Here is a 16,965-nt window from a genome sequence, read left to right on the forward strand (position 1 = left end):
TTAACCAAGTAAAACTTAGTTAAGTGTTTTAGCTTTCTCAACAGCCTCTTCGATACCGCCAACCATGTAGAAAGCTTGCTCTGGTAAGTGATCGTATTCACCAGCAACAATCGCTTTAAAGCCTTTGATTGTTTCTTTTAGTGGTACGTATTTACCTGGCGCGCCTGTAAACACTTCAGCAACGTGGAATGGTTGTGACAAGAAACGTTGGATTTTACGTGCACGGCCAACAGCTAATTTGTCTTCTGGTGACAACTCGTCCATACCCAAAATCGCGATAATGTCACGCAATTCTTTGTAACGTTGCAATGTTTGTTGAACTGAACGTGCAACTTGGTAGTGCTCTTCACCAACCACTAATGGGTCTAATTGACGTGATGTTGAGTCCAATGGGTCTACCGCTGGGTAGATACCTAAAGATGCAATGTCACGTGACAACACAACGGTTGAGTCCAAATGTTGGAATGTTGTTGCTGGTGATGGGTCAGTCAAGTCATCCGCTGGTACGTAAACCGCTTGGATAGAAGTAATAGAACCTGTTTTAGTTGAAGTAATACGCTCTTGTAGACGACCCATTTCGTCAGCTAGGGTAGGTTGGTAACCTACAGCTGAAGGCATACGGCCTAACAACGCAGATACTTCAGTACCGGCCAAGGTGTAACGGTAGATGTTGTCAACGAAGAACAACACGTCACGGCCTTCGTCACGGAATTTCTCAGCCATAGTCAAACCTGACAAAGCTACGCGTAAACGGTTGCCTGGTGGTTCGTTCATTTGACCGAATACCATCGCTACTTTTGATTCTTTCATGTCGTCTAGTTTAATAACACCAGCTTCAGCCATTTCATGGTAGAAGTCGTTACCTTCACGAGTACGCTCACCCACACCTGCAAACACTGATAAACCTGAGTGTTGTTTAGCGATGTTGTTGATTAGTTCCAACATGTTAACGGTTTTACCCACACCAGCACCACCGAACAGACCCACTTTACCACCCTTAGCGAATGGGCAAACCAAGTCAATCACCTTGATACCTGTTTCTAACAGGTCAACTGATGGAGATAATTCTTCAAAAGTCGGTGCTTTTTGGTGAATAGAACGGCGCTCGTCTGATTCGATAGGACCAGCCTCATCGATTGGGCGACCCAATACGTCCATAATACGACCCAAAGTACCTGTACCTACTGGCACTTGAATTTGTGCACCAGTTGATTTAAACGCAGTACCACGTGCAAGACCATCAGATGAGCCCATGGCAATCGTACGCACAATGCCGTCACCTAATTGCTGTTGCACTTCCAATGTCAAACCAGCTTCCGCTTGGCTTGATGCATCATCAATAATCAACGCTTCAAATACTTTTGGCATTTGATCACGTGGGAACTCAACGTCAACCACCGCGCCAATACATTGCACTACTTTACCAATATTTGCTGTACTCATCTTTTTTCCTCGACTCAAACGTACTGTTAGTCAGATATTTCTTTAATTAAATTCTTTGCTTGCTGCGTCTTATCGTTTTGGCCACTACGTCACCATGCTAGGCAAGGTTAGTAACGGCCAATCGACAATCTCGCTACGCTACCGCTGCCGCGCCACCAACGATCTCTGAGATCTCTTTGGTAATCGCTGCTTGACGTGCTTTGTTGTAAACCAGTTTCAATTCACCAATCACGTTTTTCGCATTATCTGACGCTGACTTCATCGCTACCATACGTGATGATTGCTCTGATGCCATGTTTTCAGACACTGCGTTGTAAACCAATGACTCAATGTAACGTACCATCAACTGGTCAATTACTGGCTTAGCTTCAGGCTCGTAGATGTAATCCCAATGACCTTTTGCCGCACCGATTTCAAGCGCACTCTTTACAACAGCACTAGCACTCAACGCTTCAGATTTCTCTGTAGTTGGATGTGTACCCAAACGCTCAGCCGTCAATGGTAGCAATTGCTCCATCACCGGCTCTTGCTTCATGGTGTTGATAAACTTGGTGTAGCAAATATGCAACTGGTCAATTTCACCAGCAGTATAAGCGTCAAGCATTACCTTAATCGTACCGATGAGTTTATCCAAATGTGGCACATCACCTAAACCAGTGATGTGTGACTTCACATTAGCACCAACGCGGTTCATAAAGGTGAAACCTTTATTGCCAATCGCGCTTACAGACAATTTCTTGCCTTCTGCTTCCCAAGATTTCATTTGGTTTACAGTTAAACGCAATACGTTAGTATTTAAACCACCGCACAGACCTTTGTCTGAGCTCACCACAATCACGCCAACATTCTTAACATTGTCACGCTTTAACAAGAAAGGGTGCTTATATTCAGAGTGTGCTAGCGAAAGGTGAGCTGCAACATTACGAATTTTCTCAGCGTATGGACGTGATGCACGCATTCTATCTTGCGCTTTACGCATTTTAGAAGCAGCCACCATCTCCATCGCCTTGGTGATCTTGCGTGTATTTTCTACACTCTTGATCTTGGTTCTAATTTCTTTACTACCAGCCATTCCAATACCCCTAGGTAAGTTATCCTAATAGTTAGATATTAGTAAGCAGTCGTCGCTTTAAAGTCTTGAATTGCTGCCTCAAGTGCTTTTTCGTTATCGCCGCTTAAGTCTTTGCTTGATTCAATCGCATCAGCTAATGCTTTGTATTTAGAAGCGATGAAGCCGTGCAATTTGCCTTCGAATGCCAATACTTTGTTAGTAGCAACATCATCGAAGTAACCTTTGTTCGCAGCAAACAAGGTAATTGCCATGTTTGAAACGCTCAATGGTGCGTATTGTGCTTGTTTCATCAACTCAGTAAACATACGACCGCGGTCTAGTTGTTTACGGGTTGCTTCATCCAAATCAGAAGCGAACTGCGCGAAAGCAGCCAATTCACGGTATTGCGCTAACGCTAAACGTACACCGCCGCCTAGTTTCTTAATTACTTTAGTTTGCGCAGCACCACCTACGCGAGACACTGAAATACCAGCGTTAATCGCAGGACGGATACCAGCGTTGAACAAGTCAGTTTCCAAGAAGATCTGACCATCAGTAATAGAAATAACGTTGGTTGGAACGAATGCAGAAACGTCACCAGCTGCTGTTTCAATCACTGGCAATGCAGTCAATGAACCAGTTTTGCCTTTAACTTCGCCGTTAGTGAATTTCTCTACATACTCTTCGTTTACACGAGCAGCACGCTCTAACAAACGTGAGTGGATGTAGAACACGTCACCTGGGTAAGCTTCACGGCCTGGTGGGCGACGTAATAGCAATGAGATTTGACGGTAGGCGATCGCTTGTTTAGTCAAGTCATCGTATACGATCAATGCATCTTGGCCGCGGTCACGGAAGTATTCACCCATAGTACAACCAGCGTATGGTGCCAAGAATTGCAATGCAGCTGAGTCAGATGCTGAAGCTGCAACTACGATGGTGTATTCCATCGCGCCGTTTTCTTCCAATTTACGCACCACGTTAGCGATAGTAGAAGCCTTTTGGCCGATCGCAACGTAGATACAGGTCATGTTTTGACCTTTTTGGTTGATGATCGCATCCACCGCAACTGCAGTTTTACCTGTTTGACGGTCACCAATAATCAACTCACGTTGACCACGGCCTACTGGCACCATAGAGTCAACTGATTTCAAACCAGTTTGTACTGGTTGTGAAACTGATTTACGTGCAATAACGCCTGGCGCAACTTTTTCAATTTTGTCGGTCAATTTAGCATTCACTGGACCTTTACCATCGATAGGCTGACCCAATGCGTTCACAACACGACCCACTAATTCTGGACCTACTGGCACTTCTAAAATGCGACCAGTACATTTACATGTGTCGCCTTCAGTAATGTGCTCGTAATCACCCAATACCACAGCACCCACAGAGTCACGCTCTAAGTTCAGCGCCAAACCAAAAGTGTTGCCTGGGAATTCGATCATCTCACCGGCCATTACGTTTGATAGGCCGTGAATACGTACGATACCGTCTGTTACTGAAATTACTGTACCTTGTGTACGCGCTTCAGCTGAGGTAGAAAAATTTTCTAATCTGCTTTTAATCAGTTCACTGATTTCTGATGTAGATAACTGCATGTAAACTCCTAATAGTTTCTTTGCCTAAAGTTAGGCCATTGCCTGCGTCTTATGCCGTAAGCGTATAGGCTAAATTTTGTAACTGACCTTTGACGGATGCGTCGATCACGGTATCGCCAACAACAATTTTGATGCCACCAATGAGTTCTGGGTCAACAGAAACACTAGCCTCTATCTTTTTACCAAACTTAGCTTCTAAGCGTTTTACCAGGTCTTTAACCTCAGCCGCACTTGGTTTAGCTGCTGCAATAATTTCAGCATCTAAAGTACCTTCATCCTGTGCTTTTAACGCTTCAAATGCGCTTGAAATTTCTGGCAAAATGGATAAACGACCATACTCAACCAAAACTTTGACAAGATTTTGTCCGTTTTCATTAAGTTGATCGCCACACACTTTCAAGAAAGTTGCTTGCAAATCACTGCTCACAACTTTAGGGTCTTGAATATAGGCTTTAATTTGCGCGTCATTGGTAACGGCAGCGGCAAAACCCAACATCTCAGACCATTTGCCAAGTGCCTTTTGCTCACGACCTAGTTTATAAGCCGCTACTGCATAAGGTCTTGCGATGGTTGATATTTCAGCCATGTGATTTCCTTTATCCCTTAGCCTTATAGTTCTGCAGCTAGTTTAGACAACATTTCGCTATGCGCATTTGCGTCGATTTCTTTACGCAAAATCTTTTCAGCGCCGGCGATTGCCAATGCTGACACTTGTGCACGCAAACCTTCTTTAGCACGGTTTACTTCTTGATCGATTTCAGCTTTAGCACCAGCCAAAATACGGTCGCCTTCAACCTTAGCATTGCCTTTAGCTTCTTCAACGATTTGTGAACCGCGTTTTTCAGCTTGCGCAATAATCTCGCTCGCTTTTTGTTTTGCTTCAGCCAATGTCACTTCTGACTTTTTAGCCGCAACTTCTAAAGCACTGCGGCCTTCTTGCGCTGCTGCCAAACCATCAGCAATTTCTTTTTGGCGCGTTTCAATCGCTTTTAAAAGCGGCGGCCAAACGAATTTCACTGTGAACCAAATCAACACAGCAAATGCGATAGCTTGTGCGATAAGTGTAAAGTTAATGTTCATTTTTGATCCATTTTGTTAATCATAAAAGCACTAGTCATTAAACAGAGGTTAATGACTAGTTAGCTTAATTTTGCTAATTACTGAGCAACTACGCTTAATAATGGGTTAGCAAATGCAAACATCATTGCAAGACCAACACCGATAATGAATGAAGCGTCAATCAAACCTAATAGCAAGAATACTTTACCTTGCAAAGCTGGGATCATTTCTGGTTGACGAGCAGCGCCTTCCAAGAAACTTGCACACATAATACCGATACCGATACAAGCACCAGCAGCGCCCAAACCAATAATTAAACCAATACCAACGCCTGTGTAGGCTTGAATCAATGCTAATGCATCCATGTTATTACCCTCTCTAAAATTAAACTTACAACTAACTACAAAAAATAAAACTACTTAAATTGAAACAAAACCTTACTAGTGACCTTCATGCGCCATGGCTAGGTAAACAACCGTTAACATCATGAAAATAAACGCTTGTAACGCAACAATCAGAATGTGGAAGATAGACCAACCAGCACCTAAAATTGCACCTGCAATCGTGCCAGTTAAGCCTGTAGCAGCCCACATACCTAGCAACAAGAAGATAACCTCACCAGCGTACATATTGCCGAATAGACGCAATGAATGTGAAAGTGGTTTTGATACGTATTCAATCAAATTGAACATGAAGTTAGCAGGCCATACCCATACTTTGGTACCGAATGGTGCACAGAACAACTCATGAATCCAACCGCCCAAGCCTTTAACCTTGATTGCGAAGAAAATCATTAAAATCCATACAGATAGCGCTAGAGCGAAGGTGGTGTTGATATCTGAAGTAGGTACCGCACGCCACTTTGCATGCTCGCCGCCAAAGAATGAAACAATACCGGCAACCCAGTCAACTGGTAAAAAGTCCATGGAGTTCATGGCGAATACCCATAAAAACACGGTTAATGCAGTTGGTGCGATAAAGCTATGACGGTTGCCGTGGAAAATGTTTTTCACTTGGTCATCAATAAAAGCAAACACCAACTCAACGAAGGCTTGACCTTTGCTAGGCACACCAGCAGTGGCTTTGCGTGCTACCAGCCAGATCAAACCCATCACAATCAAACCTAAGGCTACTGACATCACAAACGTATCTACGTGTAATGTCCAGAAACCAGCGCCTTCGTTTAGCGGATGCGCATTGAAACTTAAGTGATGCTCGATATAAGCTGAAGGAGTGAGTGCGTGTTGTGCGTTATCTGCGTGTTCTGTAGCCATAATCTAATATTTTTCTAACTGACGTTGTTTAAATTACACGTTTAACTTACTGAGGGCTGCACCAGAGAATAGTGCGGCAGCCGCCAAACCAGCAATCAGTGCAAAAGGCACCAATTGTTTATAAAAACTAAATACGATAACCAAAATCACAATTATCATTAAAATCTTAACGGCTTCTGCTTTGAGCAAATTAATCAAGATTGCTGAAGCATCCGTTTTATTTGCACCGCGCTTGGCAACTAAACTTGCCAAGTAAGCTCCAACTACCACACTTAAACCGCCGAAGACCGCTGACAGCGCTGCGTGTGCACCTGAAGCAAAATACATCACCAAAGCAACAGCAAGCGTAGCAACTAGCTGAATTTTAAGCATTTTACTAAAAACATCTGATGTATTTAATGCTAACAATGACTTAAATCCAGTTAATTTAAAAGCTTGTATAACGCCTGATCATGCCAGGCTTTATGTATCCATTTCCACAACACCAAGACCTTGATGTAGCAAAGACCGCGATTTTGAATTATTAGCGGTTTTTAGTCAATAGCTAAGTTGTAAGAAAATGAAACACTTAGCGCGCAATTCTGCTGATAATATCGTCTAACTGATCTAAATTTGTGTAGTTAATTTTCAACACACCAGCACCATTTGCACTGGCCTTAATACTCACACTTGCCCCCAACCTGTCACTTAAAGTTTCCTGCAGCCTGATGACATCAGCATCTTCTTTCACCGTTGGCGGTACTTTTTTAGCCGCAGCCGGCTGCTCGGCAACTTTTTTCACCAGCGCTTCCGCCTCACGTACCGACAAACGCTGCTGCACAATCTGTTCAGCCAGCATTACTTGTTGCGCACCATCCAAACCAACTAATGCACGTGCATGTCCCATATCCAACTTACCGTGCATCAGCATTTCCTGCACCGCACCGGTCAAGGTAAGTAGGCGGAGTAGGTTTGACACTGCTACGCGTGAGCGTCCTACCGCATCAGCGGCTTTCTCATGCGTCATGGCAAACTCATCGATTAAACGCTTAATGCCTTGCGCTTCTTCTAGTGGGTTAAGATTTTCGCGCTGGATATTCTCAATCAACGCCATCGCCAACGCTGATTCGTCTGCTATTTCGCGCACTAATACCGGCACCTCAAGCAAACCTGCACGCTGACTTGCGCGCCAACGACGCTCACCAGCAACAATCTCATATTGCTCATCCGTCAATTGACGAACTAGAATAGGCTGCATAATGCCTTGTGCTTTAATTGAGTCAGCCAAAGTTTGCAGCGCTGTTTCATCCATATAACTTCTTGGCTGATATTTACCAGGACGCAACTGCTCAACTTTTAGCATCATCAGCGAGTCTGCCTCGCCAACACTCCCCATATCCCCAGCGAGCAGGGCATCAAGGCCACGCCCTAAACCTTTTAACTTAACCATATTTGCTTCTCTTTAAACTTATATTTTTTGGGTAGACCGTACAGCCTGCTGTCAGACTCTATTAGTAATTTCTCTATTGGTAATTTCTTGTGCGAGTTCCATATAGGCCACCGCGCCTTTGGAGCTTTTATCGTAGCTCAACACCGGCACACCATAACTGGGCGCCTCGGCTAAACGAATATTGCGCGGGATCACGGTCTTGTAAACCTTATCGCCAAAGTGGCTAATCAACTGTGCAGAAACCTGCTGTGCCAACATATTGCGGTTATCAAACAGTGTGCGCAGCAAACCCTCAATCTCTAAAGTAGGGTTTAAATGCGCGCGCACTTTTTTAATGGTATTCACCAAATCTGACAAACCCTCTAGCGCGTAATACTCACACTGCATAGGAATCATCACCGCATTGGCGGCAGTGAGCGCATTCACCGTCACCAGATTGAGGGCAGGGGGGCAATCAAGCAACACCACATCGTAATCATCACTCAACTTACCAATCGCTGTTTTCAAGCGCGTCTCACGCGCCAACTCATTCACCAACTCTACTTCGGCACCAGCTAACTCTCGATTGGATGGCGCAATATCAAATCCGCCTTTTTCACTACTCACTACAACTTCTTTTAAGGTTTTCTCACCGATCAACACATGGTAGATGCTTAATTTAAGATGCGCCTTATCTATACCGCTACCGGTACTTGCATTACCTTGCGGATCTAAATCTATTAACAATACACGCTTACCCAAGCTAGCCAGACTTGCCGCCAGATTGACGCAAGTTGTAGTTTTACCTACCCCACCTTTTTGATTTGTGATTGCCAATATTTTCATTATATTTTTCTTTGCATTTTTTATGATTACACGCATGCCTAATCAGGCACTCAAAACTGCTCAGTTAACTTATATACTATGACGCTTGCTTTAACACGACTAAATGACGCTCCGCATCCAACCCAGCCACCCTCAGCGGGCGAATCTCCGTAGGCTGCACGCTGCTCTTCTTAAATTCATGCTCAGGCACAACACCCTTCATCGCCAGCCAAGCGCCATCTTCCACCAACAAATGCTTGGTCAGTTTGATAAACAACGCAATTTCCGAAAACGCACGCGAGATGATGACATCAAATTTTTCAGGCATCTCTTTGCTAGGCACAGTTTGCTCTTCAATGCGCCCATGAATCACGCTGAAGTTTGCTAAGCCCAACTCCGCCTTCACCTGACGCATGAAGCTCACTTTTTTTTGCACCGCATCAATAGATGTTACTTGTAACTCTGGTAGGCAAATCGCCAGCGGTATACTCGGCAAACCCGCACCTGCTCCAACATCTAGTAAGCGTTTACATTCGATGTGCGCGAGTACAGACAGGCTATCCAAGATGTGCAACGTTACCATTTCCATAGGTTCGCGCACTGCAGTGAGGTTGTGCACCTGATTCCACTTATAGATCAATGCCACGTAGTCCAACAGCTTTTGCGTTTGTTCCGGTAGCAGGGTAATTCCCATTTCCTGCAGGCCATTTTCTAACTTAGCCTGCAACTGTGCACGATCATCCGACTTAAAATTCTTTGGCATATTGCCCGTCATGCTACATTTCCCATATCTGCATTGCTGTTAGTTAAACTCTTCGCACGTGATTTACGTTTTAAATAAACCAGCAATAAGGAAATCGCCGCTGGCGTAATGCCAGAAATACGGCTGGCTTGACCTATAGTCTCTGGCTTATGCGCATTTAATTTTTGCTGTGCCTCTATTGGTAAACCATGAATTTCCCTATAGTCCAAATCCTTGGGCAATATGGTATTTTCCTGCCCACGACTACGCGCCACTTCTTCCACCTGGCGATCAATATAACCCTGATATTTAGCAGAAATTTCCACCTGCTCACGCACTGCAGGCTCCAACTCACCTAAACCAGAAGCATCTAAACTAAGCACAGCTTCATAGCTCACCGCGGGGCGGCGCAATAGCTCAAACAAGCTATATTCATGCTCAAGCGGCTTGCCAAATACAGCCTGCATTTGCTCTGCACTTAAGTTGGCCGGCTGTACAAAGGTTTTTTTCAAACGCTCCTGTTCGCGCTCAATCGCTTCTTTTTTGCGGCTAAATGCTTCCCAGCGTGCATCATCTACCAAACCCAGCTTACGGCCGATCTCAGTCAAGCGCATATCTGCGTTATCTTCTCGCAACTGCAACCTATACTCGGCACGACTAGTAAACATGCGATAGGGCTCACTCACTCCGCGTGTAATCAGATCATCTACCAGCACACCCAAATAGGCCTCATCACGCGCAGGGCACCATGCCTCTTTACCTTGCGCATACAATGCTGCGTTAGCGCCGGCAAGCAAGCCTTGCGCGGCCGCCTCTTCATAGCCAGTAGTGCCATTAATCTGGCCGGCAAAAAACAAGCCTTGCACTGCTTTTGTTTCCAAGCTTGATTTCAAACCGCGTGGATCGTAATAATCATATTCAATCGCATAACCTGGACGCAGAATATGTGCGTTTTCCAGACCACGTACTGAACGCACCAAAGCCAATTGGATATCAAAAGGCAAACTGGTAGAAATACCATTTGGGTAAATTTCATTGGTTGCCAAACCTTCAGGTTCCAAGAAGATTTGATGTGACTCTTTATCCGCAAAACGGTGGATTTTATCCTCCACGCTAGGGCAGTAGCGCGGGCCAACGCCCTCAATCACACCTGTGTACATAGGCGAACGATCTAGTCCGCTGCGAATAATATCGTGTGTACGCTCATTGGTATGCGTAATCCAACACGGCAATTGCGCAGGGTGTTGTGCTGCATTACCCAAAAATGAAAACACCGGCACAGGATTATCACCCGGCTGTATCGTCATTACTGAGTAATCAATTGTGCGCCCATCAATACGTGGTGGGGTGCCGGTTTTTAAGCGGCCTGCTGGCAAGCCGATTTCACGTAAACGTGCTGCTAGCGAAACAGATGGTGGGTCACCAGCGCGTCCAGCTTGATAGTTTTGCAAACCCACATGCACCAAACCACCTAAAAACGTACCGGCGGTTAACACGACAGCTTTCGCTGCAAAACGCAGGCCAATCTGCGTCACCACACCAGCGGCACGATCACCTTCCAAAATAATGTCATCTACCGCCTGCTGAAATAACCAAAGGTTTTCTTGGTTTTCCAAACGATGTCGAATCGCCGCTTTATATAACACACGGTCTGCTTGTGCACGCGTGGCACGTACGGCAGGACCCTTGCTTGAATTCAAGATACGAAACTGAATACCACCCTCATCGGTGGCGGCAGCCATCGCGCCACCCAATGCATCAATCTCTTTAACTAAATGCCCCTTACCAATACCGCCAATACTTGGATTGCACGACATTTGGCCCAAGGTTTCAATATTATGTGTGAGCAATAAGGTTTTTTGACCCATTCTTGCGCTGGCAAGCGCTGCCTCAGTGCCAGCATGTCCACCACCCACCACAATCACATCAAAAATATCAGGAAAATTCATATTTTAATCACAAAAAAACGTTATTACTCAAGAGGTAGCAGTTTAACTTAAACTCAAGTTTAGGTCATGCATAACGCTACTTATAATCAATGTTTCACGTGAAACAATCAAAAATTACCGCGCTGTCATAATTTATTCACAAATTAGCAATAAAATTCGCTTTAATCGATATCATGCAAGCTATAATTGGTTTAGAATTAAGTCATATTATAACAATCACAATCAATATACTTTTGTTTAACTAGATTTGGTTTATTGGTTTATTACTAAGGAGTCGCACGTGAAATACACCCATATTGTTTTGGCCACGTTACTAGGTTTTGCTTCACTTACAGCCCATGCTGCGCAAGCAAACATTACCAACGCCGAAGGACTAACAAAAAAATACACTGGTATCGCACAAACGGTTAACCCAGAATTCGTCACCTCTGTAACAGAAGGTAAGATGTTCTTTAACCGCAAGTTCAAAATGCCTAACGGCAAAGAGATGGCTTGTGCTTCATGTCACACAACCAACCCAGCTAACCCAGGTAAACATGCATTAACTGGCAAATCAATCGAGCCATTGTCACCTGCAGTTAACAACAAACGCTTTAAAGATATTGAAAAAGTTGAAGAGAAATTCACTGAACACTGCAACGAAATTATCGGTACAGATTGTACAGCAGCTGAAAAAGCTAACTACATCATCTATCTACTAACTGAAAGAACACCTTCGGCTAAAAAATAATTAACCTCTGTTAATTTGAAGCAGAATCTCGCGAGAGGTTCTGCTTTTTTTATATCCATCTTTGCTCAACCTAACAATCACAGTAAATATAAACAGTACATGGCGCTATGTTGTTGGCTAAACCAACACCCCCATAGCTAATTAGCACACACCCCGCAACACAGAACTCTATTCAACAAAATCATCTGCAGCAGTGCCATCAACCCGACAACCCTGACAAAGCAAAACAACCACGGCATTGTTTCACGTGAAACAATCTACAGCACCCCCTTCGGCATCAACACCTTAATGCATCAGTATTGACTTGTATGCATCTGCGCGCCTATAGTACCTATAGCAATAAGTGCAAGAACGAACATTAGACCGACAAATAATACTAAGGAGAATTTTATGGCTGGAAAATTTGAATTAAAAACAGCAAAAAGTGGTCAGTTTCACTTTAATTTATTGGCAAGTAACGGCCAAATTATTTTGCAATCTGAAATGTACGAGACTAAAGCCAGCGCATTAAATGGCATCGCTTCCATCCAAAAAAATGCGGCTGATGATGCACGTTATGAGCGCTTGGTATCAAAAACAGAAAAGCCATACTTTGTACTGAAAGCCGGTAACCATCAGGTTATCGGTCAAAGCCAAATGTATGAAAGCGAAGCTTCACGCGATAACGGTATTGAATCTGTGAAGAAAAATGGTCCTGAAGCCACCATTACAGACCTAACAGCATAAGGGTTACAAAAAAAATGGCGCCTACTAAGGCGCTATTTTTCATCATAAAACCATAATTTTAGCAACCAACAGAGAGTTAATCGCTACCTCAACATGCGAAGCAAACTTACTTGCCTATACAGAATTTAGAGAAAATCTCACCAAGCAAATCATCTGGAGTGAATTCTCCCGTAATACTACTTAATGCTTCTTGTGCTAAACGTAATTCTTCCGCCACCAACTCAGCCGAGTTTATTTGACTCGCCGCCAAATCCAAATGCGCAGCTACCTCTGTTAATGCAGATAAATGCCTAGCACGCGCCATAAACACACCCTCAGCATTATTTTGGTAACCCGCCAATTGCAACAAGTGATGTTTCAGCAGATCGACACCAACTCCAGTTTTTGCAGAAATATAAATATGTATTGCATGGTCTTGCTCTGTAATTAAAGCTGGTTCTTGCGTCACATCTATCTTATTATGCACCCAAACTTTTGGGATTTTTTGCGGCAACCTAGCTAAAATCGATTTTTCCACCTCGGTAATACCATGAGTTGCATCAACCAATAATAATGCGATATGAGCCGTTTCTGTGGCTCGCCAAGTTCGTGCAATGCCGAATTTTTCCACCTCATCGTCGGTTTCACGCAAGCCCGCGGTGTCAATTACGTGCAAAGGTACCCCATTTATTTGTATCGCGTTCTTAATGGTGTCACGTGTAGTTCCTGCGATAGCAGTCACAATCGCCACTTCTTCACCAGCCAACTGATTCATCAAACTGGATTTACCAACATTGGGCTGTCCCACCAACACCACATTAATACCTTCACGCAACAAACTGCCTTGTTTTGCTTTTACAAACACAGCCTGCATTTCAGCAATAATTGCATCCAACTTATCTGCCACACGCCCCTGGGTGATGAAGTCGATTTCTTCTTCAGGAAAATCCAAACACGCCTCTACATACATGCGCAGATCAATTAATTTTGAAAGTAGGGTATTAATCCGCTGCGAGAACTCGCCAGACAATGAACGTACCGCACTTTTAGCCGCCTCTATCGTGGCAGCGTTAATGACATCAGCTACCGCTTCAGCCTGCGCCAGATCCATCTTATCATTGAGGTAAGCGCGTCGTGTAAATTCTCCAGGTTCAGCTTGGCGCGCACCTAGTGCAATACATCTGGCCAATAGGATTTGCATCAAGGCAGTGCCGCCATGCCCCTGCAACTCTAGGACATCTTCACCAGTATATGAATGCGGGTTGGGGTAGAAAATAGCAATGCCGCGATCGATTAAATCACCGTCAGCTTGCAGAAAATCGAGATAAGCAGCATGGCGCGGCTTGGGGCAATGCCCAAGTACACTAACTGCAATCGTTTGAGATAAAGGGCCAGATACCCTGACAACACCAATACCACCGGCGCCACTTGCTGTGGCGATGGCGGCTATGGTATCTGCGGAATTAGTGGTGTTCACCTGATTTTTTTACGTGGCTTTGCTTTTTGGCAACAGATTCTGCATGAATCATTTTGTTAACGTACCATTGCTGTGCAATCGATAGTACGTTATTGACCAACCAATACAACACCAAGCCTGCTGGGAAGAAGAAGAAAAACACGCTAAATACCACTGGCATCCAAGTCATCACCTTAGCTTGCATAGGGTCTGTAGGCTTAGGGTTAAGCTTGGTTTGCACAATCATGGTTGCGCCCATAAGAATAGGCAAAACATAGAATGGGTCTATGGCTGACAAATCTTGAATCCAGCCAAAGAACGGTGCGTGGCGCAGCTCAATAGAGCCTAGTAATACCCAGTAAAGTGCAATAAATACAGGCACTTGGATCAAAATAGGGAAGCAGCCACCCATCGGGTTAATCTTCTCTTTTTTGTATAGATCCATCATGGCCATCTGCATTTTTTGGCGGTCATCGCCAAATTTTTCTTTCATGGACTGCAAACGTGGTGCCAGTTCACGCATTTGTGCCATGCTGCGATAACCTGAAGCAGACAGTTTAAAGAATGCGGCTTTAATCAAGATGGTAAGCAAGATAATCGCTACACCCCAGTTTTGCACCAAAGAATGAATTTTTGATAGCAACCAGAACAATGGTGATGCAATCACGGTTAACCAGCCATAATCCACGCTGTACTCCAAGCCTGGCGCTGCGGCAATCAAGTCATTTTTGGTTTGCGGCCCTGAGTAGAGGCGGGCAGGCACAGTAAGTGTAGCGCCTGGCTGAATGGTACTTAATGTACTCTTAGTACCAATTCTGAAAATATTGCTGCTTAGCTTTTCAGTATAAAATTTACGTGCCAAACCGTCTTTAGGAATCCAAGCACTTACAAAATAATGCTGCAAAATACCCACCCAACCGTCATTGGTGGTGATATTTAACGGCTCTTTTGCCATATCTTTAAACGCAAGTTTTTTGAATTTACCAGCTTCGGTATAGTAAGTGCCGCCTGTGAAAGTAGGCATCAAGGCAGATCCTTGATTAGACTCGCTGTCATGTACGATTTGATAGTACACAACCGGGGTAATCGCTACACTGGTGTTATTTTTAATTTCATAATTTACGTCTATTTCGTAACGATTACGATGGAAGGTATATACCTTATCCACAGCAACGCCATTGCTCACAGCACTCAAGCGCACTTCCAGCTTGTCCTGGCCATCTTGCATTTGGTAGCTAGGTGCAGTGCTGCTAAATACGGTGTTGTGTGTAGGTAAATCTTGGCCAATTAAACCCGTTTGTGCAACATAAAGCATAGGCTTTGCAGCATCATCCAACAACAGGAAGTTAGATAGGTTGTCATTAGCGCGGTGTTTACGTAGCTCAAGTTTACGTAAATCACCCCCCATGGTGTTGATGTTAATCTTATATAAATCGGTAGTCACCGCGATATTTTGGCCAGACTTCAGGGCATAAGCTGTATCTACTGGCGCATCAATTGCTGCAGCACCAACCTCTGCACCAACCTCTGCACCAGCTTCAGTACTGGGCACAGAACCTACACTGGCGACAGGTGCCACCGGTACTGGGGCGTGTTTAGTTTGCCATGCATCCCATAACATCAGAATAGACATTGAAAAAATTACGAATAATACTAAACGTCTTGTATCCATATTGTTTTATAAGCAATCTATATAAATATTTAGTAATGCAACCGAAAAGAGAATATTAAGGTACTGGATCATGCCCACCCTCACACCAGGGGTGACAGCGGCATAACCGATGAACCATGTAGTAGCCACCGCGCATAGCACCGTGTCTTTGAATCGCCTCTACTGCATATTGTGAGCAAGTAGGGTAAAAACGACATTGTTGCCCAAAAAAAGGACTCAAAATGAATTGATATCCTTTAATCATCCAAATCAATAAACGCGACATACCGTTACCGCCAAACCATGATGCCTGCAGTGCAGCAATAAACATGCATTATAAAGGCTGATTACCTTTTAATGGTGAAGCATTGGTGTTGTTTTGTTGTGAATTTAGAGAGGTGCGTTGATTAACTTTTTTGAGCAAAGAGTCAAACTCTTGCACCACAGCTAAAAAATCTTTTTTATTAAACTTTTTCTGCACGCGCACCACTAGATCTAGCGGGTTAATGCTTTGCTGATGCAGCCGAAAAAACTCTCGCAACACACGCCGCATGTAGTTTCTGTGTACTGCCGATTTCGCTGTCTTTTTCCCAACAACTAAACCCAGACGAGGGCGAGCTAAGGCATTAGGTTGATAATGAACCGCCAAGAATTGCGCAAAAATACGCTTGCGGAAATTAAAAACGGATGAAAATTCATCCGTTTTAATAAGCTTAGCTTGTTTTGTAAACCTAAGCGCGTGCACTATGTTTAAGTTTCTACTGCAATAAAAAATATACAGCGAAAGCAACGCCTATGGCGTTACTAACTTATAGACCTAAGCGTGAACGACCTTTAGCGCGACGAGCAGCAATAACAGCGCGGCCACCTTTAGTTTTCATGCGAACTAAAAAGCCATGTGTACGTGCGCGACGTGTTTTAGAAGGTTGATATGTACGTTTCATGTGAATCTCCGACGAGCAAAATGCTACAAAGGGCGCTATTAAACCCGATAACACAGTGTTTTGTCAACGTTTATTTAGTTTTATTAATCAAGCTAACTTTTTAATTATTATCAGTTTTAATTTATAA

General features: G+C 44.0%; 19 protein-coding genes. 2 read left to right on the top strand and 17 right to left on the bottom strand.

The features are described 5' to 3' along the window. Positions 1-15 precede the first annotated feature (15 nt). From atpD to mnmG, 12 genes are all read right to left on the bottom strand, one after another. Positions 16-1,443, bottom strand: coding sequence for a F0F1 ATP synthase subunit beta (gene atpD, locus MMOL_RS11780; RefSeq protein ID WP_015833266.1), 1,428 nt, complete (start codon positions 1,441-1,443; stop codon positions 16-18). A 133-nt stretch (positions 1,444-1,576) separates the two neighbouring features. After that, the gene (gene atpG, locus MMOL_RS11785) at positions 1,577-2,515 is read right to left on the bottom strand and encodes a F0F1 ATP synthase subunit gamma (protein WP_015833267.1); all 939 of its coding nucleotides are present in this window, start codon (positions 2,513-2,515) and stop codon (positions 1,577-1,579) included. A gap of 38 nt (positions 2,516-2,553) precedes the next feature. Continuing rightward, positions 2,554-4,095 carry a F0F1 ATP synthase subunit alpha gene (atpA, locus tag MMOL_RS11790; RefSeq protein ID WP_015833268.1) on the bottom strand — a complete coding sequence of 514 codons (1,542 nt, stop codon included), beginning with the start codon at positions 4,093-4,095 and terminating at the stop codon, positions 2,554-2,556. A gap of 49 nt (positions 4,096-4,144) precedes the next feature. Further along, on the bottom strand, positions 4,145-4,681 hold the full coding sequence (locus MMOL_RS11795; RefSeq protein ID WP_015833269.1) for a F0F1 ATP synthase subunit delta: 537 nt from the start codon (positions 4,679-4,681) through the stop codon (positions 4,145-4,147). A 23-nt stretch (positions 4,682-4,704) separates the two neighbouring features. After that, a complete protein-coding gene (locus MMOL_RS11800; RefSeq protein ID WP_015833270.1) occupies positions 4,705-5,175 on the bottom strand; it encodes a F0F1 ATP synthase subunit B in 471 nt (156 codons plus the stop codon). Positions 5,176-5,252: 77 nt separating this feature from the next. Beyond that, the gene (gene atpE, locus MMOL_RS11805) at positions 5,253-5,519 is read right to left on the bottom strand and encodes a F0F1 ATP synthase subunit C (RefSeq protein ID WP_015833271.1); all 267 of its coding nucleotides are present in this window, start codon (positions 5,517-5,519) and stop codon (positions 5,253-5,255) included. 75 nt (positions 5,520-5,594) lie between these two features. Further along, positions 5,595-6,428, bottom strand: a complete 834-nt coding sequence (gene atpB / locus MMOL_RS11810) for a F0F1 ATP synthase subunit A (RefSeq protein WP_015833272.1) — start codon at positions 6,426-6,428, stop codon at positions 5,595-5,597. Between the two features lie 33 nt (positions 6,429-6,461). Then, positions 6,462-6,800: an ATP synthase subunit I gene (locus MMOL_RS11815; RefSeq protein WP_015833273.1), complete on the bottom strand. Its 339-nt coding sequence runs from the start codon at positions 6,798-6,800 to the stop codon at positions 6,462-6,464. A 196-nt stretch (positions 6,801-6,996) separates the two neighbouring features. Next, a complete protein-coding gene (locus MMOL_RS11820; RefSeq protein ID WP_015833274.1) occupies positions 6,997-7,857 on the bottom strand; it encodes a ParB/RepB/Spo0J family partition protein in 861 nt (286 codons plus the stop codon). 51 nt (positions 7,858-7,908) lie between these two features. Further along, a complete protein-coding gene (locus MMOL_RS11825; protein WP_041928593.1) occupies positions 7,909-8,682 on the bottom strand; it encodes a ParA family protein in 774 nt (257 codons plus the stop codon). Between the two features lie 76 nt (positions 8,683-8,758). Then, positions 8,759-9,436, bottom strand: coding sequence for a 16S rRNA (guanine(527)-N(7))-methyltransferase RsmG (rsmG, locus tag MMOL_RS11830; protein WP_015833276.1), 678 nt, complete (start codon positions 9,434-9,436; stop codon positions 8,759-8,761). Next, entirely contained in the window at positions 9,433-11,352 is a 1,920-nt protein-coding gene (gene mnmG / locus MMOL_RS11835; protein WP_015833277.1) for a tRNA uridine-5-carboxymethylaminomethyl(34) synthesis enzyme MnmG, read from the bottom strand. The genes rsmG and mnmG overlap by 4 nt, the downstream gene beginning before the upstream one ends. A 280-nt stretch (positions 11,353-11,632) precedes the next feature. Here mnmG and MMOL_RS11840 point away from each other — a divergent pair, with 280 nt between their 5' ends. Then, complete coding sequence (locus tag MMOL_RS11840) at positions 11,633-12,082, top strand: DUF1924 domain-containing protein (RefSeq protein WP_015833278.1); 450 nt, start codon at positions 11,633-11,635, stop codon at positions 12,080-12,082. A gap of 390 nt (positions 12,083-12,472) precedes the next feature. Next, complete coding sequence (locus MMOL_RS11845; RefSeq protein WP_015833279.1) at positions 12,473-12,808, top strand: YegP family protein; 336 nt, start codon at positions 12,473-12,475, stop codon at positions 12,806-12,808. 106 nt (positions 12,809-12,914) lie between these two features. On the opposite strand, the gene mnmE is transcribed toward MMOL_RS11845, so the two are convergent. The 5 genes from mnmE to rpmH all read right to left on the bottom strand — a co-directional run bounded on the left by mnmE (position 12,915) and on the right by rpmH (position 16,838). Continuing rightward, positions 12,915-14,264, bottom strand: a complete 1,350-nt coding sequence (gene mnmE, locus MMOL_RS11850; protein WP_015833280.1) for a tRNA uridine-5-carboxymethylaminomethyl(34) synthesis GTPase MnmE — start codon at positions 14,262-14,264, stop codon at positions 12,915-12,917. After that, positions 14,251-15,915 (bottom strand): membrane protein insertase YidC, encoded by a 1,665-nt coding sequence (gene yidC, locus MMOL_RS11855; protein ID WP_015833281.1) that lies wholly within the window; start codon positions 15,913-15,915, stop codon positions 14,251-14,253. The genes mnmE and yidC overlap by 14 nt, the downstream gene beginning before the upstream one ends. Before the next feature lie 55 nt (positions 15,916-15,970). Then, positions 15,971-16,180: a membrane protein insertion efficiency factor YidD gene (yidD, locus tag MMOL_RS11860; RefSeq protein WP_015833282.1), complete on the bottom strand. Its 210-nt coding sequence runs from the start codon at positions 16,178-16,180 to the stop codon at positions 15,971-15,973. Positions 16,181-16,228: 48 nt separating this feature from the next. Then, positions 16,229-16,639 carry a ribonuclease P protein component gene (gene rnpA / locus MMOL_RS11865; protein WP_015833283.1) on the bottom strand — a complete coding sequence of 137 codons (411 nt, stop codon included), beginning with the start codon at positions 16,637-16,639 and terminating at the stop codon, positions 16,229-16,231. A 64-nt stretch (positions 16,640-16,703) separates the two neighbouring features. Continuing rightward, on the bottom strand, positions 16,704-16,838 hold the full coding sequence (rpmH, locus tag MMOL_RS11870; RefSeq protein ID WP_015833284.1) for a 50S ribosomal protein L34: 135 nt from the start codon (positions 16,836-16,838) through the stop codon (positions 16,704-16,706). Positions 16,839-16,965: the final 127 nt, after the last annotated feature.

The organism is Methylotenera mobilis JLW8, assembly GCF_000023705.1.
GTDB lineage: Bacteria > Pseudomonadota > Gammaproteobacteria > Burkholderiales > Methylophilaceae > Methylotenera > Methylotenera mobilis.